26 protein-coding genes and 1 tRNA gene are annotated in these 25,872 nt (G+C 66.0%); 5 read left to right on the top strand and 22 right to left on the bottom strand.

Annotated elements, in window-relative coordinates:
- Window positions 1-3: 3 nt before the first annotated feature.
- Genes J2X65_RS01810 through J2X65_RS01800 form a run of 3 tightly spaced genes read left to right on the top strand, consistent with a single transcriptional unit; the run spans window position 4 to window position 2,689 of the window.
- Window positions 4-1,002 (top strand): ABC transporter permease, encoded by a 999-nt coding sequence (locus J2X65_RS01810; protein ID WP_310197139.1) that lies wholly within the window; start codon window positions 4-6, stop codon window positions 1,000-1,002.
- Complete coding sequence (locus tag J2X65_RS01805; RefSeq protein ID WP_310197136.1) at window positions 999-2,180, top strand: ABC transporter permease; 1,182 nt, start codon at window positions 999-1,001, stop codon at window positions 2,178-2,180. Before J2X65_RS01810 ends, J2X65_RS01805 begins: the two co-directional genes overlap by 4 nt.
- Window positions 2,181-2,188: 8 nt before the next feature.
- The gene (locus tag J2X65_RS01800; protein ID WP_310197135.1) at window positions 2,189-2,689 is read left to right on the top strand and encodes a class I SAM-dependent methyltransferase; all 501 of its coding nucleotides are present in this window, start codon (window positions 2,189-2,191) and stop codon (window positions 2,687-2,689) included.
- A 12-nt stretch (window positions 2,690-2,701) separates the two neighbouring features.
- On the opposite strand, the gene J2X65_RS01795 is transcribed toward J2X65_RS01800, so the two are convergent.
- From J2X65_RS01795 to J2X65_RS01735, 13 genes are all read right to left on the bottom strand, one after another.
- Window positions 2,702-4,621, bottom strand: coding sequence for a glycosyltransferase (locus J2X65_RS01795; RefSeq protein ID WP_310197133.1), 1,920 nt, complete (start codon window positions 4,619-4,621; stop codon window positions 2,702-2,704).
- Window positions 4,618-5,754 (bottom strand): glycosyltransferase family 4 protein, encoded by a 1,137-nt coding sequence (locus J2X65_RS01790; RefSeq protein WP_310197130.1) that lies wholly within the window; start codon window positions 5,752-5,754, stop codon window positions 4,618-4,620. Before J2X65_RS01790 ends, J2X65_RS01795 begins: the two co-directional genes overlap by 4 nt.
- Entirely contained in the window at window positions 5,751-7,052 is a 1,302-nt protein-coding gene (locus J2X65_RS01785; RefSeq protein WP_310197127.1) for a glycosyltransferase family 4 protein, read from the bottom strand. Before J2X65_RS01785 ends, J2X65_RS01790 begins: the two co-directional genes overlap by 4 nt.
- A gap of 15 nt (window positions 7,053-7,067) precedes the next feature.
- The gene (locus J2X65_RS01780; RefSeq protein ID WP_310197123.1) at window positions 7,068-8,348 is read right to left on the bottom strand and encodes a glycosyltransferase; all 1,281 of its coding nucleotides are present in this window, start codon (window positions 8,346-8,348) and stop codon (window positions 7,068-7,070) included.
- Between the two features lie 241 nt (window positions 8,349-8,589).
- Complete coding sequence (mazG, locus tag J2X65_RS01775; protein ID WP_310197120.1) at window positions 8,590-9,414, bottom strand: nucleoside triphosphate pyrophosphohydrolase; 825 nt, start codon at window positions 9,412-9,414, stop codon at window positions 8,590-8,592.
- 94 nt (window positions 9,415-9,508) lie between these two features.
- Window positions 9,509-10,315, bottom strand: a complete 807-nt coding sequence (locus tag J2X65_RS01770) for an MBL fold metallo-hydrolase (protein ID WP_310197117.1) — start codon at window positions 10,313-10,315, stop codon at window positions 9,509-9,511.
- Window positions 10,316-10,334: 19 nt separating this feature from the next.
- On the bottom strand, window positions 10,335-11,108 hold the full coding sequence (locus tag J2X65_RS01765) for a TatD family hydrolase (RefSeq protein ID WP_310197115.1): 774 nt from the start codon (window positions 11,106-11,108) through the stop codon (window positions 10,335-10,337).
- Window positions 11,105-12,658 (bottom strand): methionine--tRNA ligase, encoded by a 1,554-nt coding sequence (metG, locus tag J2X65_RS01760; protein WP_310197112.1) that lies wholly within the window; start codon window positions 12,656-12,658, stop codon window positions 11,105-11,107. The genes J2X65_RS01765 and metG overlap by 4 nt, the downstream gene beginning before the upstream one ends.
- A gap of 58 nt (window positions 12,659-12,716) precedes the next feature.
- A complete protein-coding gene (locus J2X65_RS01755; protein ID WP_310197110.1) occupies window positions 12,717-13,751 on the bottom strand; it encodes a DNA polymerase III subunit delta' in 1,035 nt (344 codons plus the stop codon).
- Window positions 13,748-14,461, bottom strand: coding sequence for a dTMP kinase (gene tmk, locus J2X65_RS01750; protein ID WP_310197106.1), 714 nt, complete (start codon window positions 14,459-14,461; stop codon window positions 13,748-13,750). The genes J2X65_RS01755 and tmk overlap by 4 nt, the downstream gene beginning before the upstream one ends.
- Window positions 14,445-15,722 carry a D-alanyl-D-alanine carboxypeptidase family protein gene (locus tag J2X65_RS01745; RefSeq protein WP_310197103.1) on the bottom strand — a complete coding sequence of 426 codons (1,278 nt, stop codon included), beginning with the start codon at window positions 15,720-15,722 and terminating at the stop codon, window positions 14,445-14,447. The genes tmk and J2X65_RS01745 overlap by 17 nt, the downstream gene beginning before the upstream one ends.
- A gap of 96 nt (window positions 15,723-15,818) precedes the next feature.
- Complete coding sequence (locus J2X65_RS26955; protein WP_404977639.1) at window positions 15,819-16,916, bottom strand: septal ring lytic transglycosylase RlpA family protein; 1,098 nt, start codon at window positions 16,914-16,916, stop codon at window positions 15,819-15,821.
- 527 nt (window positions 16,917-17,443) lie between these two features.
- Entirely contained in the window at window positions 17,444-18,121 is a 678-nt protein-coding gene (locus J2X65_RS01735) for a L,D-transpeptidase (RefSeq protein WP_310197100.1), read from the bottom strand.
- A gap of 116 nt (window positions 18,122-18,237) precedes the next feature.
- Here J2X65_RS01735 and J2X65_RS01730 point away from each other — a divergent pair, with 116 nt between their 5' ends.
- Window positions 18,238-19,143 carry a LysR family transcriptional regulator gene (locus J2X65_RS01730; protein ID WP_310197097.1) on the top strand — a complete coding sequence of 302 codons (906 nt, stop codon included), beginning with the start codon at window positions 18,238-18,240 and terminating at the stop codon, window positions 19,141-19,143.
- 24 nt (window positions 19,144-19,167) lie between these two features.
- Here the strand turns inward: J2X65_RS01730 and J2X65_RS01725 are convergent, their stop codons facing one another.
- From J2X65_RS01725 to J2X65_RS01690, 8 genes are all read right to left on the bottom strand, one after another.
- Window positions 19,168-19,860: an HAD-IA family hydrolase gene (locus J2X65_RS01725; RefSeq protein ID WP_310197093.1), complete on the bottom strand. Its 693-nt coding sequence runs from the start codon at window positions 19,858-19,860 to the stop codon at window positions 19,168-19,170.
- Between the two features lie 70 nt (window positions 19,861-19,930).
- A tRNA-Leu gene (locus tag J2X65_RS01720) sits at window positions 19,931-20,017 on the bottom strand.
- Between the two features lie 37 nt (window positions 20,018-20,054).
- Complete coding sequence (locus J2X65_RS01715; protein WP_404977638.1) at window positions 20,055-21,764, bottom strand: formate--tetrahydrofolate ligase; 1,710 nt, start codon at window positions 21,762-21,764, stop codon at window positions 20,055-20,057.
- Between the two features lie 113 nt (window positions 21,765-21,877).
- Complete coding sequence (locus J2X65_RS01710) at window positions 21,878-22,288, bottom strand: DoxX family protein (protein ID WP_310197089.1); 411 nt, start codon at window positions 22,286-22,288, stop codon at window positions 21,878-21,880.
- 80 nt (window positions 22,289-22,368) lie between these two features.
- Window positions 22,369-22,851: a hypothetical protein gene (locus J2X65_RS01705; protein WP_310197086.1), complete on the bottom strand. Its 483-nt coding sequence runs from the start codon at window positions 22,849-22,851 to the stop codon at window positions 22,369-22,371.
- Between the two features lie 11 nt (window positions 22,852-22,862).
- Complete coding sequence (gpt, locus tag J2X65_RS01700) at window positions 22,863-23,369, bottom strand: xanthine phosphoribosyltransferase (RefSeq protein WP_310197084.1); 507 nt, start codon at window positions 23,367-23,369, stop codon at window positions 22,863-22,865.
- Between the two features lie 101 nt (window positions 23,370-23,470).
- Window positions 23,471-24,010: a DUF1330 domain-containing protein gene (locus J2X65_RS01695; protein ID WP_310197081.1), complete on the bottom strand. Its 540-nt coding sequence runs from the start codon at window positions 24,008-24,010 to the stop codon at window positions 23,471-23,473.
- Window positions 23,994-24,578, bottom strand: a complete 585-nt coding sequence (locus J2X65_RS01690; RefSeq protein ID WP_310197077.1) for a DUF2239 family protein — start codon at window positions 24,576-24,578, stop codon at window positions 23,994-23,996. The genes J2X65_RS01695 and J2X65_RS01690 overlap by 17 nt, the downstream gene beginning before the upstream one ends.
- Window positions 24,579-24,679: 101 nt before the next feature.
- Here J2X65_RS01690 and J2X65_RS01685 point away from each other — a divergent pair, with 101 nt between their 5' ends.
- Window positions 24,680-25,015: a GIY-YIG nuclease family protein gene (locus tag J2X65_RS01685; RefSeq protein WP_310197074.1), complete on the top strand. Its 336-nt coding sequence runs from the start codon at window positions 24,680-24,682 to the stop codon at window positions 25,013-25,015.
- Between the two features lie 13 nt (window positions 25,016-25,028).
- Here J2X65_RS01685 and J2X65_RS01680 read toward each other — a convergent pair whose 3' ends face one another.
- Window positions 25,029-25,766, bottom strand: coding sequence for a molybdopterin-binding protein (locus tag J2X65_RS01680; protein WP_310197071.1), 738 nt, complete (start codon window positions 25,764-25,766; stop codon window positions 25,029-25,031).
- Window positions 25,767-25,872: the final 106 nt, after the last annotated feature.

The raw sequence follows: 25,872 nt of genomic DNA, 5'->3' as shown, positions 1-25,872 counted from the left end.
GCGATGCTGCGCTATATCGCCCGTCGCATCCTGATCATGATACCAACCTTGCTGATCACCAGCGCGCTGATCTTCACAGTGATGCAGCTACCGCCCAGCGACTATTTCGAGACCTATGTCGCGGAAATGGCGGCGCAGGGCGAAAAAGCCGACATGAGCCGCGTCGAATTCCTGAAGAAGGAGTACGGTTTCGATAAGCCTTTGATCGAACGCTATTTTCTCTGGGTCACCGGCTTCGTTCAGGGTGATTTCGGCTATTCGTTCGAATATGAAATGCCGGTGAGCGATGTCGTCGGCGAGCGACTTGCGCTCACGGTGCTGGTGTCGTTCTGCACCATCCTGATGACCTGGGTCATCGCCTTTCCGATCGGAATCTATTCGGCGACGCATCAGTACAGCTGGGGCGACTATGGGCTGACCTTCATCGGCCTGATCGGCATCGCCGTGCCGCATTTCCTGCTGGCGCTGATCTTCATGTATTTCGCCAATGTGTGGTTCGGCCTGTCCATCGGTGGCCTGATGGACCCTATCTATTTCAACCAGCCGATGAGCTGGGCCAAGGCGCAGTCGATCCTCGCACATCTGTGGATTCCGGTGCTGATCATCGGGGCTGGCGGCACCGGCTCGATGGTGCGCGCGATCCGCGCCAATCTGCTGGATGAGCTGCAAAAGCAGTATTATATTACAGCAAAAGCCAAGGGGCTGCCCCCCGGCAAGGCGCTGGTGAAATACCCGCTGCGCATGTCGCTGAACTTCTTCGTTTCCCACATCGGCGACGTGTTGCCATCCATCGTCTCGGGCTCGGAACTCACGGCCGTGGTGCTGTCGCTCCAGACCACAGGCCCGCTGCTGCTGCGTGCCCTTCAAAGCCAGGACATGTATCTTGCCGGCTCGTTCCTGCTTTTCCTCTCCTGCCTGACTGTAGTCGGGGTGCTGATCTCCGACATCCTGCTCGGCTTCCTTGATCCCCGCATCCGCCTGCAGGGAGGCCGCACCAAATGAACCAGCCGCTCTCCCTGCCTCCAGCCGGCGCGCCGCTACCGCATTTCGTCGCCGAGGGGGTCTTCGATCCGCAGCAGGCCGACAAGCTGACCAAGGCGCAGGAGCGGGTCTATCTCGCCTCGCAGCTGACGCTGATGTGGTGGAAGTTCCGCAAGCACCGTTTGGCGCTTGCCTCCGGCATCTTCCTGATACTGCTCTACGCCTCGATCCTGATCAGCGAATTTCTCGCGCCGTACAACTACCAGACGCGGCATACCGACTTCATCCGGACGCCGCCGCAAAGCGTGCACCTGTTTCACGAAGGGCAGTTCATCGGGCCGTTCACCTATGGATTGAACGCCACGCTCGATATGAGCAACCTGAAGCGCAACTACAGCGAAAACACGCAACAGATTTTCCCGGTTCGTTTTTTCTGCCGTGGGGATAGCTATCGCTTCTGGGGATTGTTCGAGGGAGATCTCCACCTCGTCTGTCCAGGCGAGGGCGGCACCCTGTTCCTGCTCGGCACGGACCGGTTGGGGCGAGACATGCTCTCGCGCATCATTTTCGGGGCCCGCATTTCGCTCACCATCGGGTTGATCGGCATTGCCGTCAGTTTCACGCTCGGCATCGTGATCGGCGGCCTTGCCGGCTATTATGGTGGCTTGTTCGATCTCCTGGTGCAGCGGACCATCGAGGTCGTGCAGTCGCTGCCGACCATTCCGCTCTGGCTGGCGCTCTCCGCCATCATGCCACCGAGTTGGAGCCCGATCCTGGTCTATTTCGGCATCACCGTGATCCTCGGCCTGATGGACTGGACCGGCCTTGCACGCGCCGTCCGCTCCAAGCTGCTGTCGCTGCGCGAGGATGACTACGTCGTCGCCGCTCAATTGATGGGGGCGGGCACGCCACGCGTGGTGTTCCGTCATCTGGTGCCCGGCTTCATGAGCCACCTGATCGCATCGGCCACCATAGCCATCCCCAGCATGATCCTGGGCGAAACCGCCCTCAGCTTTCTCGGTCTCGGCCTGCGGCCGCCGATCACCAGCTGGGGCGTGATGCTCAACGAGGCGCAGAACATCAACATCGTCGTGCTGTATCCCTGGCTCATCCTGCCGGTGGTGCCGGTGATTGCCGTGATCCTCGCCTTCAACTTTCTCGGCGATGGGTTGCGCGACGCCGCCGATCCTTACCGGTAAGTCGGACGATGATCGGTCCGTCTCGCCTGGAGAAAACCCTGTTTCGGCTGCAGTCGCAGCACGCTTGCCTTGCCTGGGCTTTCGAGGAAATTTCCGGGCGCGCCGGCCCGGTGGTGGAATTAGGCCTCGGTCTGGGCCGGACGTTCGATCATTTGCGCAGACATCTTGGCGGCCGAACTATCTACGTGTTCGATCGGGTCAATACGGCTTATCCGGAATGCCAGCCCGATCCCGCCTTTCTCTTCCTCGGGGAGATAGAGGAAACACTTCCAGCCCTGCACCAAAGCCTGGAGGGCAAGGTCGTTCTGGCCAATTCAGACCTCGGCTCCTTCGACAAGGAATCAAACCGTCGCGTCGCTGCCATGTCCGGTCGCCTGCTGCCATCGGTCATGGCGCCCGGGGGCATTATCATGTCCGATCTGCCGCTGAATCTCGTGGGTTGCGAGCAAGTGGACCTTCCACCCGGCGCCCAACAGGGCTGCTATTATCTATACCGCCGGGCCGGCTGAGGCACCGCGACCTCAACTCTCGGCAAGTATCTCCGGCATACCGACGAAGCGAACCGTGCGCGAACCCAGCAGCCGGCCAACGAGTTCGTCCAGGAAGCGCTCAATCCAGCCATCATGCACAAGATGATGGGTAAGCAGCCCGATCGGCTCCAACGTGGCGGTCTCCGCAGCCAGTTCCTCTTCGATGAGACCCGCCAGACGATCGAGCAGAATATTCTCGTCCACGAGGCCGCCGCCTTCCCGCCAGGCGATCGGGTCGAAATGGGTATTGATCTGCAGCAACTGGGGGCGCGCGTAGCGGGTCTTCCGTCTTTGATAGGTCGATAGCGCGCGGAAGCCACAGCCGGGCAGGGCGGTGACGAAGCCGGGATCCACTCTATTCCACGGTGGCACAAAGACCGGAGCCGCCTTGCTGCCGAATAGCGTTTCCACGCGCTTCAGGCTCTCTTCCGCCTGCGCCGCCATCACGGCGAGCGGGCGATGCTCACCAAACTCCGCCTTCTTCTGGCCGGCCGGAGCATAGCTCCTATGGCTCCAGCCGTGCACCAGCACATCGACCATGCCGAGCGGCTCGATATGACGCGCCAGTTCCGGCGTTGCGCGCGCTGGTATCGTCGCCAGCGAGATGGGTATGTTGCGGTCGATCGCGCGGCCCAGCAGGCGATCGAGCGCGGCGCTAGGCACAGCGGCATCGTCGTCGCGCCACCAGAAACGCAGCGGCCGCTTCATCGTCTCGGCGCGGAGAAGTGCGGCGTCGAGCCGATCGAGCGCCTTGCTGCGGGCGACCGCGCGCGCGGCGAATTCGCCAATAAGCCCCACCGCACGGGCGGCGCCATCGCGCGCGATCCCAGACCAATCCGGGCGGGGCAGCGTCAGCAGATCCGTGGCCGCCGCCGCCAGACGGGCGCCGTCGATCTCTTCGGTTGGAATGACACGCGCGAGGCCGCGCCGCTCCAGTTCGGAAGCGCGCAAGGTCTGCTCACGCTCTCCACCTTCGGCAAAGGGCACCAGCAATGCGCGAACCCCGGCAGCCGCGAGGTCGAGCACCGTGTTGTAGCCCGCCTGGCTGATCGATAACGCCGCCCGACGTAGCAGCAGCGGAAAATCCGGGCGCGCCCGCTCGACAATCAGATTAGCTGGAGCAGCGGCCTTGAGCCCGGCGAAATCCGCCTCGGGAACCCCCTGTCCGATCAGCAGCCGCCAGCGCCGTGTCGGCAGCTTTGCCGCGCCGGCCAGCGCGGCTCGCGCCAGAGGCAGACTGGCCGTCGATCCGCCGCCGGATACCAGGATTTCGTCACGACCATCCGTGCCATCAACCTCGGAAACACTGCCTCCATCATGGAGATAACCGGTATCTCTGATGCGCCGCATCAGGTCTTTCGGGGCAGGCCATGAGACTGAAAGCGGCACGACATCGCTGTCGCCGTGGAACAGCACGCCGTCATAATAGGCTGCCAGCCTTGCCAGTGCGCTTTCCGCTTTCTCCGGCTTGGAGGGAGGGTTGAGGACATCACGAATCGAGCACAGCACCGCCGGACGCGGAAGCTGCGCCTGTGCCCTTTGCAACACCGCTTCGAATTCCGCCGTCAGGTTACGACGGCCGAACGGAAACAGCTCGGTGATCAGCACATCCGGCCGTGCCCGATCGAACGCGTCGGTCAGCATCTCGGTGCGGCGGGCGAGATAGGCCTCGTCGACCAACCGGCCGTCCGGCATCAACAACCTACCGAAGTCGGCACCGGCGCAATACAGCGGCGGCAACTGGACGACGTCGCAGCCATCGATGCGCACTGTCGAATTAGGCCGTCCGCCCGAGGCTACCACCGTCCGCCATCCCTCCGCCGCCAACGCCCGGCCGAGCGCCGCCATCCGCGCGAGATGACCGACGCCGAGCAGGTGGGTGACCACGATGAACGCCGTGCGGCCGGTCATAACGGAACTCCGGGCGGGGAAGCGGGCAGGGAAATGCCGACATCGATGAAGGCCCGCCGAACCGCTGTCATCGCCGGAGCGAGGTTGCGCTCATTCGCGACGAACTGCGCGGCGGCAACTCCCATCCCGGCACGACGTGCGGGATCGTCGATCAGTTCAATCAAGCAGGCCGCCAGCGCCGCACTATCGCCCGGCGGCGCCAGACGACCGGTCTTCGTGTCTCTTATCACGTCGGGAATGCCGCCATAGCTGGCGGCAAGGCAGGGGAGGCCGTGCGCCTGCGCTTCCAGATAAACGGCACCAAAGGCCTCGTTCACTCCCGGCCAGATGAAGAGATCCGAATCGGCCAGCAAGCGGCTGAGCGCCGGCCGGTCGGAAACCGCTCCGAGAAAGCGCACACGGTCGCTAATGGCTGCGAAGAACGCCTCCACCTCTCCGCGCGCCGGTCCATCGCCGACAATGGTCAAGCGCCATGGACGATCCTTCACCCGCTCCAGCACATCGGCGAGCTGGCGATAGGAGGCGAACTTATCCCCCTCGCGCATCATCGCCACCGTGATCAGGCGGATTTCGTCCGAAGCTGCTGCCGAGCGCGAAACCCCGGCCAGCGGCCATTCATCGAGATCGAGAAAGGGACGAAGATCGACCAGGCGCTGATGCGGCGGTCGCAGGGCCTCCAACATTGCACGATCATGTCGGGTCGGGGTAAGCACGAGATCGGCCCGATCAATCGCCGCCTCGCTGAGCCGATGTCCATCCGCATAAGGCCCCTCAGCTCGTTTCGGGGCACGCGAGGCTTCGGCGATGACATAGGGCACGCCGAGCGCCTCCGCGAGGGCAGGGCCGATCAGATCCGGTGCCTTGTAGTAGACGTGGTAGGTGAAGACGCAAGCCACCGGCTCATCATCGGCCTGTTCGGCGAGAATGCGTTCGATCTCGCGGCCCGCCATCTCACGCAGGCGATCCCAGGCAAGCGATGACGGGGAGGCGGTGAGGGTTCGGAGGCGGGAAGCCAGTTGCACCGTATAGCCCAGCCGCCCCAGCAGCTTCAGGAACAACCGCGCCACCGTCCGCTCGCCCGACGGAACCGGATGGTCGGGCGGCTTCAGCGGCGCGAGGAACAGGATCCTCATGACCGCCGGCGAGCGGCGGCGAGCGGTCTCATCAACTCGTCCAGACGTGAAATGCCGGCCTCAAAAGAAAAGGCGGAGATCAGGCGTTGATAGGCCGCACGTCCCAATCGCTGTCGCTCGACGGGATCGGCGATGAGCGTTGCGAGCGCCTCGGCGAGTTCCACTGGTGCCTTTGGCGGCACCAGCACACCATTGACGCCGTTCTCGATGAATTCCGGTACGCCGGCGAAATCGGTAGAGATAGCCGGTAACGCCTGCGTCGCCGCCTCCATCAGCACGTTGGGCAGCCCATCCCGATCACCGTCGCCGGCCGGGCGGCTGGGCAGGACGAAAATATCGGCCTGCCGCATAGCCTCGACAACGGCGCCCTGCGCCTGGCTGCCGCGCCACTCGATGCGGTCGGCGAGACCGAGCTGGCCGGCCCACGCCTTAAGCGTGTCGAGCAGCTCGCCACCGCCGATATGGACCAACCGCCAATGCAGGGCAGGGGACAATCGCCCCAAGGCGGTGAGAAGGTCGTCGAACCCCTTCTTTTCCACCGCACGGCCAACTGCCAGCAGCCGCACCGGCCGGGTAGGGTCGCGTCCATCTGCCGGCTCGCGGCTGTCCGGCGGCTGCGGAAAACGTGCAAGGTCAAGGCCGTGATAGACGAGTTCCACCCGCTCGCGAGTGCTGGGCTCGGCCACGCGCCGCAGCTCCGACCAGCCGTCGCGGGTGCAGGTCACCCCCCAATGTGCGCCCGCGATCTTCTCGCGACGCTCCCAATCCGGCGTCGTCCAAATATCCTTGGCGTGCGCCGAAAACGAAAAAGAGCGATCGCTCAGGAGAGCCGCGTAGCGGGTCACCGAAGCCGGCGTGTGCAGGAAATGCACATGTAGGTGGCGAATGGCGGGATCGACCTCACGCGCCAGCACCACCGCCTGGCCAAGACGGCGGACGCGGCTTGCCGAGAAATCGCGGGCGAGATCGCGCAGGAACACCGGCAGCACCGCCCGCCAGTTCAACCGCCGCAGGGCATGGCCAAGGCCACGCGCCACCCGGCGCGGATCGTCGCGCAGATACTCCGGCAGATAGAACAGCCGCGCCGTGATCTGCTCGTGCATGGGATGACGGTAGCGGTCAGTCGGGCGCCGCAACGACCAGATGTCGAAAATATATCCAGCCTGTTCCAGCGCCAGAATTTCCTGGGCGATGAAGGTTTCCGACAGCCGCGGATATCCCTTGAGAACGATGGCGAGACGAGGGGAGGTGCCCTCCCCGTGCGGGATCGGCGCCAGACTGGCGCCGTCTTCACGCATAGGTGCCTGCATTGTTCAGATCCCGATGCCGAGAGCCGGTTCGCTGTCGCGCTCCGGTTTGCGGATATGCGGCTCCAGGTGGCGGGTGATTCGTCCCAGCCCATCCAGAAGTCCCGGCATCTGCACGCTGGAGGGGGATGGCTGGTCGCGCAAGGCGGTGAGCGCCGCAGCCATCTGCAGAGGGTCGCGAGAGGCTGCACCGTGCTCCATCGGGTCCTCCAGCATCCGCATCAGACCCAGCTCGGCAGCGCGGGCGGCCCTGATGGTCTGCTCGAGGCGCGGACGCGAACGCGGGACCAGCAGCGCCGGTTTGTCGAAGGACAATATTTCGCAGAAAGTATTGTAACCACCCATGGCAACCACGGCGGAGGCCCGGTTCATCAGCCGTTCGATCTTGGGGTCGAACACGATGGCGTCGACCTTCGCAAGGCGATCGATCCGCTCCAGGAAATGGCCACGCTGGGTGTTCGACAGAAAGGGTCCGAAGGCGATCACCGCGGGCAGGGGAATATAGGGATCCGCCTCATACGCCGATATGACCCAATCGATAAGCCCGGCGCCATCCGCACCGCCACCCGTGGTGACCAGGATGAAGGGCTCCTTGGTCGCACGAGGGTAACGCATCGTGGCAAGCCCACCCGGAACCGAGCGACGCAGATAGCCAGTATAGACGAGGCGCGACCGAAGCTCGGCCGGCAACGGAATGCCGTCCAGGGGACGGTAGAACTCCTCGAGGCCATAGACCAGCACGTCGTCATAGTGTTCGGTCAGGGCGCGGATCGCGCCCTTGTCATGCCATTCGGTGCGGATCGCCTCCGGCCCGTCGAGGACGTCGCGAATACCGACCACGCGCCGCGTGCCCATATGGCCCATCAGCTTGAGCGTCGGCAGCAGTTCGCCACGAAATCCGGCGGGCTCCTTGTCGGCGATGAAGATGTCGGGACGGAAGGCCTCAGCGGTCTGGCGGATCAGCGCCTCGCGAATAGTGGTGACCTGCGGCAGGCTCAGGCGCAGATTGGCACTGGCATACTCGCCGTCCTCGCTCTTGGCGACGCTCGGCACATGAACGAAATCGATGCCGGGAGCAAAATTGAAACTGCCGGCGAGGGCGGAGCCGCAAATGATCAGTACGGACAGGTCGTCATGAGCCCCGACCAGCGCGTTGGCGATTGCGCGGGTGCGACGGATATGCCCCAGCCCATAAGTGTCGTGGCTGTACATCAAGATGCGGGGCGTGGCCTTGCCCGGCCGGCTAGCCTCCGTGATCGACGGCGCCGGCATACGAGGAAATTCCATCAAACCATCCACTTGCGAATGTCCGCCGGACTCATGCTAGGCGAGGCCTTCGCCCTGCGCCATCCCCGGATGGCCTACCGGAGAAATCGTAAAGCCCAGATATCCGCTCTGTCGAGCAGACTTCAATGTGCCTAGCCGAGATTCTATCAAAAGTAGATGCCGAAAAGCACGGCATCCTCTTTCATATCCTCCACGAGCGCATCGCAGGTTCGGATAAGAAAGAACTCAATAAAGGAATGATTTAGCCAGACGATTTGGCTTGCTGCCACAGCGCTTCCATCTCGTCGAGCGTGGCTTCCGAGGGGCGCCGATCCTGCCGCGCCAACGCGTCCTCTATATGGGCAAACCGACGAGTAAACTTATCGTTGGTGCCACGCAGCGCCGCTTCCGGGTCCACCCCGAGATGGCGGGCGAGATTTGCGACGCCAAACAGCAAATCGCCCACCTCGGCTCCCGCCGCGGCGCGATCGCCACGGACGATCTCGGCTTCGACCTCGCTGATTTCCTCCCGGATTTTGGCGATCACCGGGCCGGCATCGGGCCAGTCGAACCCGACCATCGCAGCCTTCTGTTGCAGCTTCACGGCGCGGGTGAGGGCGGGTGCCCCAACCGGCACGCCCGACAAGATGCGCTCACCCTCGCCTTCGGGTGCAAGATCATGTTTCGCGCGCCGTATGGCGCGGAGGCGCTTTTCCTCCGCCTTGATCTCCGCCCATGCCTGGCTGACCGCTGCGACGTCACGACCACTCACGGCTCCGAACACATGCGGGTGGCGGCGAACCATCTTCGAGGTGATCGCGGTGACCACGTCGCCGAAATCGAACAGCTGACGTTCGTGCGCCATCTGCGCATGGAACACGACCTGTAGCAGCAGGTCGCCGAGTTCGTCGCACAGATCCTCGAAATCCTCCCGAGCAACGGCGTCGGCAACTTCATAGGCTTCTTCGATGGTGTAGGGAGCGATGGAGGCGAAATCCTGCTCCAGGTCCCACGGACAACCGGAACCCGGCGTGCGGAGCACCGCCATGATCTCGAGGAGGCGTTCAATGTCGCGGGAAGGCGTCACGGTTTCGATGGCTCCGTCATTATGGCAACAAGTCGCAGAAGACATATTATGGAAAATACAAATTCAGGTTCAGCTGAATGTCCGAGCCCAACCTCTAACCAGGCAACGATATTTTCATGCCGTCATAGGCCGGCACAATGCCGGCTGGCAGTTCGGCAGCGAGCTTATGATAGTCGAGGTCGGTATGCAGATTGGTCAGTATGGCGTGACGCGGCTTCATTCGCTCGATCCAGCCTAGCGCCTCGCTCACCGACAAATGTGTCGGATGCGGCGTGTAGCGCAGCGCATCAATGATCCAGGTGTCGAGCCTTTCGAGATAAGGCAGGCTTTCGACCGGCAGGTCGTGAAGGTCCGGGCAATAGGCCAGGTCGCCTAAGCGGAATCCATAGGCGATGATCGCCCCGTGAAACATCCGGAACGCCGTGACCTCAATGAGCCCGCCCGGACCATCGATGCGGATCGTATCGCCATGCTCGAAACGATGCTCGTCGAGAATCGGGGGATAATCGCTACCGGGCGGCGACTGGAAGCAATAGCTGAAGCGGGCATTGAGGATCGCCGAGGTCTCGGCATCCAGGAAAACGTTCATCCGCTTGCGGTGCAGGATGGTGAGCGGCCGCAGATCGTCAATGCCGTGGGTGTGGTCGGCATGCTCATGGGTGAACAGAACGCCGTCGAGGCGAGTCACGCCGGCATCGATCAGCTGCTCGCGCAAGTCAGGGGAGGTGTCCACCAGCAGCCGGGTCACTGGTTTGCCCTCCCCGTCGGAGCGCTCCACCATCAGCGAGCAGCGGCGGCGGCGGTTGCGCGGCTCGGCGGGATCGCAAGCTCCCCAACCCTGCCCCACCCGCGGCACGCCGCCGGAAGAGCCGCAGCCGAGGATGGTGAAGGTCAGGACCATGGGCGCAGGCGGCTCGCTTTTAGTGGGCTCGGGAGAACAGGCGAAAGAAATTATCGGTGGTCAGCTTGGCGACGTCCTTGGTGGCAATCCCACGCGTTTCCGCCAGAATACGAGCCGTCTCTACGACATAAGAAGGCTCATTGCGCTTTCCCCGCCATGGGTTGGGCGCGAGATAGGGGGCATCCGTCTCCACCAGCAGTCGTTCGGCCGGCAGCGATGCTGCGATCTCGCGCAACGGCGCACCGCTCTTGAAGGTCAGGATACCCGAGAACGATACATAGCCACCGATGGCCACTGCCCGACGCGCTAGCTCGGCACCCGCGGTGAAGCAGTGCAGCACGAAGGAAAAGGCACCCTTGGCATATTCTTCCTCAAGAAGCTGGGCGACATCGTCATCCGCCTCGCGGGCATGAATCACCAGCGGCAGGCCGGTTTGCCTTGCCGCCGCGATGTGCAGGCGGAAACCGTGCATTTGATCATCGCGCGCAGCGGTATCGTAGTGATAATCGAGCCCCGCTTCGCCGATGGCGACCACCTTGGGATGGTTGGCCGCGGCGAGGAGTTCGGGGAGGGTGACGTCACGCTCCTCGCCGGCATTATGCGGATGGGTGCCCACAGAGTAGAAGACATCGTCGAAACGCTCGGCGATCGCCCTCACCTCGCTAGCCCGACGCACGCGGGTGCCGATGGTCACCATGCGGCCAACACCGGCGGCACGAGCACGTGCGACCACCGCATCGAGCTCGGAAGCAAAGTCCGGAAAATCGAGATGGCAGTGACTGTCAACGATCATGCGCTGGCCGTTTCCGGCTCGACATAGCGCGGGAAAACCGGCGCCGGAGGGGGCAGGCGAGCGCCGGCCGCCAGGCGGCCGCCCTCCCCCAGAGTGGTGAAATCCCGTCGATCGGCCGGCACCGCCAGCAGGTCCAACAGCTTGCCGGCACTATCGGGAATGAAGGCCTGCGCAAGCACCGCCACTTGCCGGATCACCTCGGCAGTGGTCCACAGCACGGTCCCGAAACGTTCCGGCGCGCTTTTGCGCAGTTCCCAGGGGGCCGAGGCGGCGAAGTAGCGGTTGGCATCGGCCACCACCGCCCACACAGCCGCCAGCGCCTGGTGGAGCAAGTGCTCATCCATCGCATTGCGCGCCGCCGACAGCAGGCCATCGGCGCTGGCGAGCATGGTGGCGTCCTCCGGCGACAGCACGCCTCGCTCCGGCAGCACGCCCCCAAGGTTTTTGGCGATCATCGACAGCGACCGCTGGGCGAGGTTGCCGAGATCATTGGCGAGGTCGGCATTGGTACGGGCGACGATCGCCTCGTGGCTGTAGGAACCGTCCTGGCCGAACGGAATCTCGCGCAGCAGGAAATAGCGCAGCGCGTCGACACCATAGGCCTGGGCGAGATCGAAGGGGTCGATCACGTTGCCGACCGACTTCGACATCTTCTCCCCGCGATTATGGATGAAACCGTGCGCGAACACGGTCTTCGGCACCGGGAGGCCGGCCGACATCAGGAAGGCCGGCCAGTACACGGCATGGAAGCGGATGATGTCCTTGCCGATGACGTGCAAATCCGCCGGCCAGAAGCGCTTGAAGGTTTCGCTGGCGTCATCGGGAAAGCCGACGCCGGTGATGTAATTGGTGAGCGCGTCGACCCATACATACATCACATGCGCCGGGTCGTCCGGCACCGGCACGCCCCAGGAGAAGGTGGTACGGCTGATCGAAAGATCCTGAAGCCCACCCTTCACGAAGCTCAGCACCTCGTTGCGCCGGCTTTCGGGACGAATGAAATCGGGATGCGCTTCGTAGAAGGCGAGCAGCTTTTCCTGATAGGCCGAGAGGCGGAAGAAATAGCTGTTCTCCTCGGTCCACTCGACAGGCGTACCCTGGGGGCCGAGGCGGACGCCGTCGGCATTCACCGTGGTCTCGTCCTCGCCGTAGTAGGCCTCGTCGCGCACCGAATACCAGCCGGTGTAGGCACTGAGATAGATGTCGCCATTATCAGCCATGCGCCGCCAGATCTCCTGGCTCGCCGCGATATGGTCCTCGTCGGTGGTGCGGATGAAGCGATCATATTCGACACGAAGAAGACCATCCATCGCTTTGAAGCGATTGGAATTCTTCGTCGCCCACTCCAACGGAGTCAGCCCCTGTCTTTCCGCCGTCTGGGCCATCTTGAGCCCGTGCTCGTCGGTGCCGGTGAGGAAGCGCACGTCGTAGCCGTCCAGCTTCTTGAAGCGGGCGATGGCGTCGGTGGCAATCTTCTCATAGGCATGGCCGATATGCGGCGAGCCGTTAGGGTAGTCGATGGCCGTGGTGATGTAGAAGGTGGGTTTCACAAGGCGTAATCCTGGCACGATCCTGCGGCTGCCGGACCCAGCGGGCTGCCTCGCGCGGTCAGGGCCTTACCGCCTCGTGAAGCGACGCGAAGATCCGGAATACGAACGTCTTACGATCGAGATTATAGACATCCGCGTCGATCGCGGCGCGGCGAACCTTCTCCCACACCTCCGGCAGGCGTGCAAGGCGCACGCCCGGGCTTTGCACCCTGCCGGTCGCGCGGTCGGAAATCCAGTTCTCCACAGCAGCCATGAAGCTCTCGGCACCGCCTTCGCGGTCGGCCTGCAGCTTGTCGCCAAGGCTGTGCAGTGCCTTGGAATCGACGTGGGGAAGCTGTGCCAGGAGGTCATTGGTGGCCCGGCGCACGGCGAGGCGATCGGCCGACAGCAGGGCCAGTGCCTCACGGACGCTGCCCTCGCTGGCCTCCGCCGCCTCGGCGAAGCGCGCGCGGGAGAGATCTGGCATGTGGCCGGCCAGATGATCGAGCGCCTGCATCACCTGCTCCTGCGACAGCGCCCGCAACGGCAAGGCGCGACAGCGCGAGCGGATCGTCGGCAAAAGGCGGCCTGGCGCGTGGCTGATCAACAAGAACAGCGCATTTTCCGGCGGCTCCTCGAGCGTCTTCAGCAAAGCGTTGGCGCCCTGCGTATTCATCTCGTCCAGCGTATCGACCACGCAGACCCGCCAGCCGCCCAGCGCCGCCGTCGAGCCGAAAAAGCTGCGCACCTTGCGCACCACCTCGGCGGGAATGGCCGTCGGCAGTTTGCCGGCATCGTTCGACACGCGCCGCAGCACGAGCAGGTCGGGATGGGAGAGCGCCGTCACTTGCCGCGACACCGGATGATCGGCGCCGATCTCCAGCGTTCCGGCAGGTGCACGGCCGCCGGACAGCACGAAACGGGCGAGGCGATAGGCGAAGGTCGCCTTGCCCACGCCCTCAGGTCCGCCGATCAGCAATGCATGCGGCAGCCGACCGGCATCCCATGCCTCGCGGATCGAGGCTTCTGCCTCGCCATGGCCGATCAGCAGATGATTGGCGCGCGGGCTCGGCGCGGTGCCGAAGCGATCCGCTTCGGCGATAGCTTCGCTCATCGCACACTCCTTGACGGGCCTTGTTTCGTCGACCTTTCCAGCCGCTCGTCGACCACCCGCCACACGTCGGCCGCAACGCTTTCGATGTCGCGTTGGCCATCGATCACCACGCAGCGCTGCGGCTCCTCACGCGCAAGCGCGAGAAAGGCATCACGCAAATGCTTGTGAAAGCTCAATCCTTCGCGCTCGAAACGATCGGCTCCGACACCTGATCGTGCCGCCGCACGGCCTAGCCCTTCATCCGCCGGCACGTCGAGAATGATGGTGAGGTCGGGCCGGGTCTCGCCCACCGTCACCGCCTCCAGCTCCCGCAGGAGCCCGGCATCGATCTGGCCGAGCGCCCCCTGATAGACGCGGGTGGAATCGGCGAAGCGGTCGCAGATCACCCATTGCCCCGCCGCGAGAGCAGGACGGATGGTGGCGTCGAGGTGATCGGCGCGGGCGGCGGCGAACAAGGTCGCCTCGGCCAACGGCCCCAAGGGCTTCGCCGCACCCGAGAGGATGACATGACGCAAGATTTCCGCACCCGCCGACCCGCCAGGCTCGCGGGTGGTGACGACCGCTACACCGGCCTGCCGCAGACGCTCGGCCAGCAGGCGCACCTGGGTCGACTTGCCGGCGCCCTCCCCGCCCTCGAAGGTGATGAAGCGCCCCGGCCCCACCGGAAGGACCCGCCGTCGCGGCGCCCGCCGCTTAAGTGGCTCGGGCATAAGCGTTCTTCAGCTTGCTGAATCCATCGCGCGCAAGGCCCACGACCAGTTCGTAGGCGCCGTCGAGCGCCCGGCGCCAGAGCGGCCCCTCGGCGATGTTCTCTGCCGCGACGAGCGGCACTTCCAAGGCGAGGTGATCGCCCCGCATTACCCGCAGCCGGGCTAGCTCGGTACCGGCGGTGACCGGAGCGTCGACCGGGCCTTCATAGAGGATGCGGGCATTGATCCGCTCTGTACCGTTGCGCGGCACCAGGAGACGTATGGCCGACGTGCCTACCAGCGGCACGCCGCCGCGCGCGCCGCCATAAAGCGTCGCTTCGCCAACCACTTGGCCCTTGTCGAACAACAGCCTCGACTCGAAGGCGCGGAAGCCCCATTCAAGCAGCTTGCGCGCGTCGTCGGCGCGTTCCTTGTCGCTCTTGGCGCCGAGCAACACCAAGATAAGGCGCTGGTTGTTCTGAACCGCCGAACCCACGAGGTTGAAGCCGGACTCCTTCAGATAGCCGGTCTGGAAACCGTCGGCACCGAGGCTCATGCCGAGCAATGGGTTTCGGTTGTTCTGGAGGATCTTGTTCCAGAGAAAGTCGCTCTCAGCATAGATCGTGTAATATTGCGGGTAGTTGCGAATGATGTGCGTAGCCAGCCGCATCATGTCGCGCGCCGTGGTCTGCTGTGTCGGGTCAGACAACCCGCTTGCATTGGCGAATACGGAGGCCGTCAAGCCAATTTTCTTCGCTTCATCGTTCATTTTCTGAACGAAAGCCAATTCGTTTCCGGAAATGCCTTCCGACAGGATGATGGTGGCGTCGTTGCCCGAGGGGATAATGGCGCCACGCAACAGGTCGGAGACCTTGATCGAGGTATTGATGCCGGCAAACATGGTCGCACCCCCGGAAGGCGCGCCACCGCGCCGCCAGGCATATTCGCTGACCTTGAACTCGGTATCCGGCGTCAGGCGGCCTTCTGCAAGCTCTTGAAAAACCACGGCTGTCGTCATCATCTTGGCGATGCTGCCGGGGGCGGACGGGGTGTCGGCGGCGCGCTCGAACAACACCGTGCCGCTCTCGTAATCGACCAGAATCGCCTGCGGCGAGGCGATGGCCGGCGGCTGGGCCTGGGCGTGGGCAGGCAGCGGCAAAAAGCCGAAAATCAGCGTCAACGCCGGTACGATGAGATGTATGGTGCGACCGAAGCAAGGCCGGATCCGATCGATCCGGCCGGGTCTGGCGGCGACATGTGATGACCGCTTGCCCGAAGACATGCTCGACGACCCTCCGCGCATGTCGGAAGAGTTAGCAGCCGCGGCCGCCGGGGGCAATCAGACCCTCGCGACGGCGTGGCAACCGATCGGAAGGGATCAGTAGAGGCCCTGGCCGCTCGCTGCGCCCTGCGAGGAGGAATAGCTCATCACCGGCTGCGCACCGACCACCCAGCCGGCTGCGGCGAGCGCCTGCTGCCGGGTCGGCTGCGGCGCCATCTGGGCGACCGCCGCCGGGGCCGTGGCGGGAGCGGCACGGACGGGAGCCGGCTTGGCGATGGGAGCCGCCGCGACGGCCGGCCGCTGGGCCGCGACCGGGGCGGCCGTGACTGGGGCGGCCGCCACCGGCCTGACCGCCGGCTTGGGAGGCAGCGGCGCGAAGGCGACCTGCTGCGGCGCCGGGGCGGGCGGAGCGACCACGGCCGACGCCTGCTGCGCCGGACGGGCGGCGACACGCACCGGATTGACGGAATAGGCGCTGGCCACCACCGGCCCGGCGACCGGGGCTTCGGCGACGTCCTCGGCGCTCGGCTCGCCGAGCTCGAACGGACGGCTCGGCGGCAGCGGCACATTGGCGGCGACCGCCATGCGGGTTGGCGCCGGCGCGGCCATGCGCGGCATTACCGAGCCGGCCGAGGCCAGCATGGTGGTGGGGATGACCTGCTTGCCATTCTCGCGCAGCGTCGCCGCCAGCTGGATGTCGTCGGAGCCTTCGAGCGGCGCGCGGCCGACATATTCCACCCGCACGCGGGCGGTGCCGGAACGCTTGAAGCCGAGAAGATCGGCGGCACGCGAGGAAACGTCGATGACGCGGTTGCCGTGATACGGGCCGCGATCGTTCACGCGCACCACCATCGAGCGGCTGTTGGCGAGATTGGTGACCTTCACATAGCTCGGCATCGGCAGCGTGGGATGCGCCGCGGCGATGGAGTGCATGTCGAACACTTCGCCATTCGCGGTCAGGCGGCCGTGGAAATCGTCGCCATACCAGGAGGCGAGACCCTCGGAGCGATATTTGCTGTTCTCGGAGGGAGTATAGACACGCCCGGCGACGGTGTAGGGCTTGCCGACGCGATAGGCGCCACCCCCCTTGGGAACCGGATCACCCGGCTTCACCACGCGCGGGCTGGCTGCCACGCCGTATTTGGGATCGATCTTGCTGGTGAGCTTGTTCTCAGCCGTGCAGTTCGCGACCAACAGGCCGGCTCCGACAAGCACCGCGATGCGGCAGACCCCCGAAAGGCCCGATGAAGCCACCCGCGCCGACGACTTGCCGGCAACTCGATCCAGAGCCGATTCCTGCCCCATACACCCGACCGTTCTGTTGGCAGCCGCTGCGGCGCCGATTAAGGCGGGCGCCGAATACTCGCGGATGCAAACCCACATTCGGGACACCGGGCCACTCACCCGATCCCCCACTCCTTATGCCACAGGAGGCTGCCCGAGTACGGCAGAAATGCGGCGCACATTACAATATGGTAAACAAACGGTAAGCTGCCGCTCAGGAAAGCCTTGCGTTTTCAAGGTTGAGCGACCGCCAGCGGACAGGCTGGCGGCAGGAACGCGGCAACATCGTGGAGCCGCCACCCGGCATTGCCGATGGAGTTCCGCGCCATGTCCACAATGGGCGCGCGTCGGCGCAGCCGGAAATCCGCGCCCCGAAAAGGGGCGGGGACGGCAGGGCGCAAGCCGCACCACCCTCCCCTTGCCCGACCCGTTTGGCCTCAGGCGACGCCGGCAGCGCCGGCAGGCAGCACGATCACCCGCGAGCCGGTGGGCACGCGGCGATAGAGATCGATGATGTCCTGGTTGAGCAGGCGGATGCAGCCGGAGGACACCATGGTGCCGATGGTGTAGGGCTCGATGGTGCCGTGCAGGCGATACAGGGTATCGCGGCCATCCTTGTAGAGATAGAGCGCCCGCGGCCCGAGCGGGTTCGTCGGCCCGCCCGGCAAGCCGTCGCGATAGGGGCCATAGCGCTCCGGCTCGCGGGCGATCATCGCCGGGGTCGGCGTCCAGCGCGGCCACTGGGCCTTGCGGGCGATGGTCGCCTCGCCCTGGAAGTTGAAGCCTTCCTGCTTGCCGACGCCGACGCCGTAGCGGATCGCCCGGCCGTTCTCGCGCACGAGATAGAGGAAGCGCCGGTTGGGATCGACTACCAGCGTGCCGGCCGGCTCGGCGCCGCGATAGGCCACCTCCTGCCGCAGGAACTGCGGATCGATCTCAGAGATATCCACCGCCGGCACCGGGAAGGGCTCTCCCTCCACCGGGCCATACATGGCCGCCCAGCGCGGATCGATGGAAGGGGTCGCGGCGGTCGGCGCCGGCAGACGGCCCTGCGTCGCGCAGCCGGCGAGAAACAGGGGGGCACCGAAGAGCGCGGCACGACGGGTAAGCGGCATGATTCTCAAGGACCTCGACTGAGCTGATGCGAGGCAGAAAGCCTGATGGCCGCCGCCATGTCCATATGCTATGATGCAATTGTGATCATAACTTTGGGATATGGTATTCCGGAAGCATGATGGATCTATCCCTGGCGTTGCGTGCCTTCATCCGAACGGTGGAGAAGGGCTCGGTGACCGGCGCGGCGCGCGATCTCGACATCTCGCAACCGGCGGTGACCAAGCATCTGCGCAATCTCGAACGACATGTGAACGCACGATTGCTTGAACGCTCGGCGCGGGCCGTGCGCCCGACCGCGCAGGGGCAGGCCTTGTTCGAGGCCTCGCGCGCGGCGCTCGCCTCGATCGACGCGGCGCTGGAAGGCGTGCGACGCGATGCCGACCGGCTGGAGGGCTCGCTGCGGCTGTTCGCCCCCGCCTGCCTCGGCGCGCAGTGCCTGCATCCGCTGCTGATCGAGTTCCAGCGCGCCCATCCCGGCATCACCGCCGACCTGGTGCTCGACAACCGCGCGGTCGACCTCGTCTACGAAAATTTCGACCTCGCCTTGCGCTATGGCCGTCCCGAGGGCCTCGACATCGTCGTCCGCCATGTCGGCGTGGTGCGGCGTATAATGGTCGCCTCCCCCGCCTATCTCGCCGAGGCCGGCCCGATTGCGACCCCGGACGATCTCGCGACCCGGCCGATCGTGGCGACGACCACGGTGTTGTCCGATCGCGGCCGGCTTGCGCTGCTGCGCGGCGACGAGACGATCGAGGTGCCCGTGCAGCCGCTGCTGCGCACCAATGCGGCGCAGGTGATCGTCGGCAGCCTCAAGGCCGGCCACGGACCCGGCCCGGTGCAGACGCTGCTGGTGGCCGACGCGCTGGCCCGCGGCGAACTGGTCCGCATCCTGCCCGATTACGAGGTGAAGCCGAGCGAGTTGTTCATCAGCTTCCCCTCGACCCGCTTCCTGCGCCCGGCGGTGCGCGCCTTTGTCGACTTCATCGTGCCGCGGCTGAAGGCGGTGGATGGAATCGACTGAGCCCCTCTCGCCGGCTCCGGCTGCTCAGCGGCCAGGGCCCTTCCCTGCCCGCTCCCCTGCCGTGTGGCAGGTGAGGCGCAGCGAGCCATCGGCGGCAATTGTCGCGCCGAGGCCGAGATAGTCGCGCACCGCGGGATGCGGGGTCGCCAGCGGCTGGTGATGGGTCTGGGTGATCACCAGCACCGTGCCGCCGGCCGCCTCCCCTGCGGCGATGCCTGCCGGGGCATCCTCGAAGATCAGGCAATCCTCGGGGCGGACGCCGAGCCGCTCGGCGGCATGCAGATAGGCATCCGGCTCCGGCTTGCCGCGCGCGATGTCCTCGGCGCACACCATGCGCGCCGGCGGCGGCAGGCCGGCCGCCTTGAGCCGGGCTGCCGCCAGCTCGCGCGCCGCCGAGGTGACGATGGTCCAGCGTTCCGGCGGCAGGGCGGCCAGGAAGGCGGCGGCACCGGGGATCGGCGCGATGCCGTCGACATCCTCGATCTCCGCCTGCGTCACCCAGGCGGTCTCGGCCGCGATGTCGATGCCGGGCAGGTTCGGTGCCTGCCGGCGGATGGTGTCGACCGCCTGAACGCCGTGAATGGTCGGCAGGAAACGCGCGACATCGAGGCCGTGGCGCTCCGCCCAGCGCGTCCAAACGCGCTCGGCCGCGGCGATGGAGGTGAGCACGGTCCCGTCCATGTCGAAGAGGAAGGCGCCGAAATTCCGGTCGAACACTCCAGGCACTCCTGTGGGCCGCGGCAGGCGATAAAAGGATACGGCCGGCGGACGGCGCCGCGGCGATGGGTGGTGCGGACGACGGGACTCGAACCCGTAAGCCTTTGAGGGCGCAAGATTTTAAGTCTCGTGCGTCTACCAGTTTCGCCACGTCCGCCGAAAATGCCGACCCGGCATCGAGCGCCGGGGCGGGGCTAGCTCAGGCCGGCGATGAAGCCGGTCTCGTCGACATAGATGTTCTCCGCCGCCGGATGCGACGGCAAGCCGGGCATGGTCATCACATCGCCGCACAAAGCGACGACGAAGCCGGCGCCGGCCGACAAGCGCACGTCGCGCACCGGCAGCACGAAGCCGGACGGCGTGCCGCGCAAGCCGGGATCGGCGGAGAAGCTGTACTGCGTCTTCGCCATGCACACCGGCAGATCGCCATAGCCCATGCCCTCGAAATCGGCGAGCTTCTTCAGCGCGCCGGCGTCGAACGCCACCGAACCGGCCCGGTAGATGCGCCGGGCGATGGTCTCGATCTTCTGCACCAGCGGCAGGTCGTCCTTGTACAGCACCTTGAAATCGGACGCCCCTTCGGCGAGCCGAACCACCGCCTCGGCAAGGCCGACGGCGCCGGCCGAGCCTTCCGCCCAATGGCTGCACAGGTGCACCTCGGCATCGACCGCCGCGCAGGCATGCTCGATCTCGGCGATCTCCGCCGGGGTGTCGGAGGTGAAGCGGTTGATCGCCACCACCACCGGCAGGCCGTAGGACTTCATGTTCTCGATGTGGCGCACCAGATTGCCGGCCCCGGCCCGCACCGCCGCCGGGTTTTCCGGGCCGAGGTCCTTCTGGGCGATGCCGCCATGCATCTTCAGCGCCCGCACCGTGGCGACAATCACCACCACTGACGGGGCGATCTCGCCCTGCCGGCACTTGATGTCGAGGAACTTCTCCGCCCCGAGATCGGCGCCGAAGCCGGCCTCGGTCACCACGTAATCGGCGAGGCCGAGCGCGGTGCGGGTGGCCACCACCGAGTTGCAGCCATGGGCGATATTGGCGAAGGGGCCGCCATGCACGAGGGCCGGCGTGCCCTCCAGCGTCTGCACGAGGTTGGGCTGGAAGGCGTCGCGCAGCAGCGCCACCATCGAGCCGGTCACCTTCAGCTGGGCGGCGGTGATCGGGTGGCGGGCACGGGTGTGCGCCACCACCATGCGGCCGAGCCGCTCTTCCAGATCCTCGAAGGAGCGGGCGAGGCAGAAGATCGCCATCACCTCGGAGGCGACGGTGATGTCGAAGCCGTCCTCGCGCGGGAAGCCGTTGGGCGGGCCGCCGAGCCCCACCGTCACATGGCGCAGCGCGCGGTCGTTGAGATCGACGACCCGGCGCCAATTGATGCGGCGGGCATCGATGTCGAGGGCATTGCCCCAGTAGATGTGGTTGTCGATGGCGGCGGCGAGCAGGTTGTGGGCGGCGCTGATGGCGTGGAAGTCGCCGGTGAAATGCAGGTTGATGTCTTGCATCGGGATGATCTGCGCCCGGCCGCCGCCGGTGGCGCCGCCCTTGGAGCCGAACACCGGCCCGAGGCTGGGCTCGCGCAGGGCGATGGCGACGTTCCTGCCGATGCGCGACAGGGCATCGCCCAGGCCGATGGTGGTGGTGGTCTTGCCCTCGCCGGCCGGGGTCGGGTTGATGGCGGTGACCAGGATGAGCTTGCCGTCGGCCTTCGCCTCGGCAGGATGCACCGCCTCCAGCGCGATCTTGGCCTTGATATGCCCGTAGCGGAACAGGACGCGCGGATCGAGCCCCAGCCGGGCGCCGACCTCCTCGATCGGCCGCGGGGTCACCGACGCGGCGATCGCCGCGTCGCTGTTGGGATCGACCTTACGTGCGCCGCGCTCCATCGCCGTTCCTGCCATCACCGTTCCTGCTCACTCAGTTCCGCGCCGCCTTAGAGCATGTCCAGGCCGGCCGGCTCAAGGCCGTCGAACAAAAGGCCGCCCGGTTCCTGCTCCGCGACCGCCGGCACCGCCTAGGCGGTACGGGTGCGCTCACCGAGGATGGCGACCAGGATCATGCCGCCGATGACGGCGATGTGCTCCACCGCGAAGAAGAACTCCATCTGCGCCTGCATGCCTTCCATCGTCCAGAAATGATGGGCGATCGGGATGGTCAGCGCGGTGAAGATGCCGAACGCACCGGCACCGAGCCAGGTCGCGCGGTTGAGCAGGATCAGCACCGAGCCGGCCAGCTGGGTGATGATGGTGGCCACGGCATAGAGCCAGGGCGGGTTGAGGCCGAAATGCGCCATCTCGGCCACCGCGCCGGGGAAATCGACCAGCTTGGCGATGCCGCTGCCAAGGAAGGGAACCACCAGCAAGAGGCGCGCGAACAGGAAGGTGGCCGGCGACCGGAGGATCGCGGAAACGAAGGCAGGCGTCATGGGAGAAGCCCTATAGCAGAGGTTGTGAACCACCTCCGCATACCGCAACAACCTGCGGTTTGCGAGATGGGACACCGGCTTTATTGCCGCCGGGGAAAGGCGCGCGCGCCGGTAAGCGCCGCGGTCTTCTCCGGCGAGGCCGCCGTCTCCGTGCGGTCTTCCGCGACCTCGGGGGCCTGTGCGGCGTCAGCCTCGGGCTCCGCCGTGGTGCCCTCGCCTTCGGCGGCGGCTTCCGCATCGCGGGCGGCCTTGGCCTCGGCGATGAACTCGCCCGCGCCCTTCTTGGCTTCGCGCACGGATTCGCCCATCTCGCGGGCATAGCGATCGAGATCGAGCCGCAGCCCGCCGACCGAGGGGCGCTCGGTCTCGGCCGCATAGGCGACCATGCGCAGCGACAGGCCGAGATCGGAGACGAGATCGGACAGGAAGCCATCGGCGAGATCGTGCTGGTCGGCATAGGCCATCAGCATGTCCCACAGCGCGGCGCGATGGGCCTCATAGGCCTCGTCATAGCCCTCGTCGCCGTCCTCGGGCGGGTTGGCGTGGAAATCATTGCCGCTCATCGCAGTTCTCCTCAGGCGACGCCGTCGCGGATGGGCGGCTGGAAGGACAGGCCCATGTCCCAGGGGAAGTAGATCCAGGTGTCCTGGCTCACTTCGGTGATGAAGGTATCGATGACGTCGCGCCCCGCCGGCTTGGCATAGACGGTGGCGAAATGCGCCTTGGGCAGCATCGCCCGCACAAGCCGCGCGGTCGAGCCGGTGTCGACGAGATCGTCGATGACCAGCAGGCCCTTGCCGCCCTCGCCTGCCGCGTCCAGCACCGATTGGGCGATCGGCTTCAGCACCTGGGTTTCGCCCTGGTTCTTGTAGTCGTGATAGGAGGCGATGGAGACGGTCTCGATCAGCCGCAGACCCAGCTCGCGGGCGACGATGGCCGCCGGCACCAGCCCGCCGCGGGTGATGCAGACCAGCCCCTCATACGGGCCGAAGCCGGACAGGCGCCAGGCCAGCGCGCGGGCGTCGCGGTGGAACTGGTCCCACGAGACGGGAAACGCCTTCTGCTGGTGCGGGTCGGACATGTGCGGGCCTCCTGCGGGCGGACGTGCGTGCCGTCGCCTGCGCGGATCAATAGCGGGTGTGACGGCGCGGATGAAGGGGGGTTGCCAAGGAAACAACAGGATTAGCGAGGCCGGAGCCTCTCCCGCGGAAAGGGTTCGTGGAAGCTGGCCGGATCCAGAGCGTCTTCCTGTCGATCCGCTGATCGCGTTGATCGGACAGGTCTCGCGCCGTCGTCCCCGCCTGGAAGCGGCAGCCCCGCCAGCGGCAACAGCCGGGAATCCTCCACCGCCGCCATCCGATGCCCGAGGCCGGCGAGATAGGCCTCGTGGGTGGCGAAGGCCATGAAGGCCGCCACCGAATGCTGGCGCACCAGCATCGCCCGATCCCAGCGCGCACCGTCGGGACCGATCAGCCACGGGCCGCCTTCGCCGAGGAAGAGCAGCGACCCGCCGCTGGCCGTGAGATGGGGCAAGGTGTGGGCGATGTAGCGGTCATAGGCCTGCGCGCCGCTGACCGGCTGCGGCGGCGCCAGTTGCGGATGGGCGGCATAGTCCGCCACCGCGCGCAGGCGGACAAGGTTCAGCATGACGACCTCACCCGCGAGTCCCCGCCGAAACAGCGCCCGGGCGGCTTCCTGGGTCGGCTCAAGATAGACCGGCATCGGCGCCCTCCTTCGGCGTCGCCAGATGCTCCGCATGGGCGCGGATGTCCGGCGGCCAGGAGCGGCTGTGCCGGACGAAGCCGTCGGCATCGCCGGCGAACAGGGCCCGCGCGGCCTCCTCGAAGCCCGCGCGATCGCCCGCCATGGCGGAAAGGAAAGCGTAGGCCGCCGCCCTCGCCTCGCGGGCGGCGCTGTGGCCGCCATCGACGCGCCGGGCCTCATCCACCAGCCGGCGCAACGCCTGCGAGGCGCCGCCAGGCTGACGGGTCAGCCAGTCCCAATGGCGGGGCAGCAGCGTCACCTCGCGGGCGACGACGCCGAGCTTCGGGCGGCCCCGCCCGGATCGCGCGGCGGCTTCCGGCGGCTGCGGCGGGGCGCCGGGCGGAGGGGGCTCGCGCGGATCGATGTCGATCACCCGGCCGGTCGCGTCGTCGAAGACGAGGAAGCTGGCCGCAGGACGCGCCCGCATCGCCGCCCTGACGATCGGCGCCACCTCGGCCAGCCGGCCCGCGGCGAGACGGGAACTGTCCTCGAACGCAGTGCAGAGGATGCGATCGGCATCGGACATGGCAGGCTCCTCGACGAATTAAATCCGGATATAATTATTGCGTTATTTTTACCCGGATGTAAATAGCAACTCGACGCAGGCGACGATCAGGAGGACGCGGCATGGAGCGGGACGCGCGGAAGGCGGCATCGACCGCTTACAAGGAACGGAAGGTGGAAGCCGGCATCTATGCCGTGCAGTGCGCGGCGAGCGGCGAGCAATGGGTCGGCCGCGCGCCGAACCTCGCCGCGATCTGGAACCGGCTCAGCTTCACGCTGCGCCAGCACGGCGCGGCGCCCCGCTCGCTGCAGACGGCCTGGGCCCGGCATGGCGCCGACGCCTTTGCTTTCGAGATTCTCGAGCGGATGGACGCGGCGGAGATCGCCCACATTCTCGACCGCGTGCTGAAGGAGCGGCTCGACCACTGGACGAGCCTCCTTGGGGCGGAAGCGATCTGATCGGGCGACGGCGTCAGGCTCGCCGCGCCGCCAGCATCGCCTTCACATCCGCCATCGCCGCCGCCAGCAGATCCGGCTCGCGGGAGCGCACCACCAGATTGGTGTTCGGCTGGCCGAGCTCGTCGGCAAAGGGATAGGAGCCGATCGACACGCCGGGATGCGCTTTAGCGATCTCGGCGAGCGGACCGCCGACATCGCCCTCCTTGGCGTCCGCCCGCACCGTCTCCGACAGCATCACCTGGCCGGTCTTCAGCTGCGGCGCCACCTCGTCCAGCATCGCCTGCATGATCGAGGGCACGCCGGCCATGACGATGACGTTGCCGATCCAGAACCCCGGCGCCTTGGAGATCTTGTTGACGACCAGCGCCGCGCCGTGCGGGATCCGCGCCATGCGCAGCCGCGCTTCGTTGAGGTCGGCCTCGGGAATGCGCTCCAGCAGCATGGCGCGGGCCTGCGCATTCACCGAGATGCCGACGCCGAACGCCTTCGCCACCGCATCGGCGGTGATGTCGTCATGGGTAGGACCGATGCCGCCGGTGGTGAACACATAGGTGTAGCGGGCGCGCAGGGCGTTCAGCGCCGCGACGATCTCGTCCTCGATGTCCGGCACCACCCGCACTTCGCAGACATCGACGCCGATGGCGGTGAGATATTCGGCGATGTAGCCGATATTCTTGTCCTTGGTGCGCCCGGACAGGATCTCGTCGCCAATGACCAGAATGCTCGCCGTGACCGCTTCCTGCGTGCTCATCCACCGATTCCCCGTCCCTTGCGCCGCAGCGGGCGTCGCCATTGCCGCACATGCGCGCAAAGCTCGCTTGAGGCAAGGGCAGGACGCCTGCGTTTTGGGCAAAAGG

This window comes from Ancylobacter sp. 3268, assembly GCF_031456575.1.
In the GTDB taxonomy this organism is placed as follows: Bacteria; Pseudomonadota; Alphaproteobacteria; order Rhizobiales; family Xanthobacteraceae; genus Ancylobacter.
Note: the sequence above shows the minus strand (reverse complement) of the source record. Positions and strands in the feature narration are given on the sequence as shown.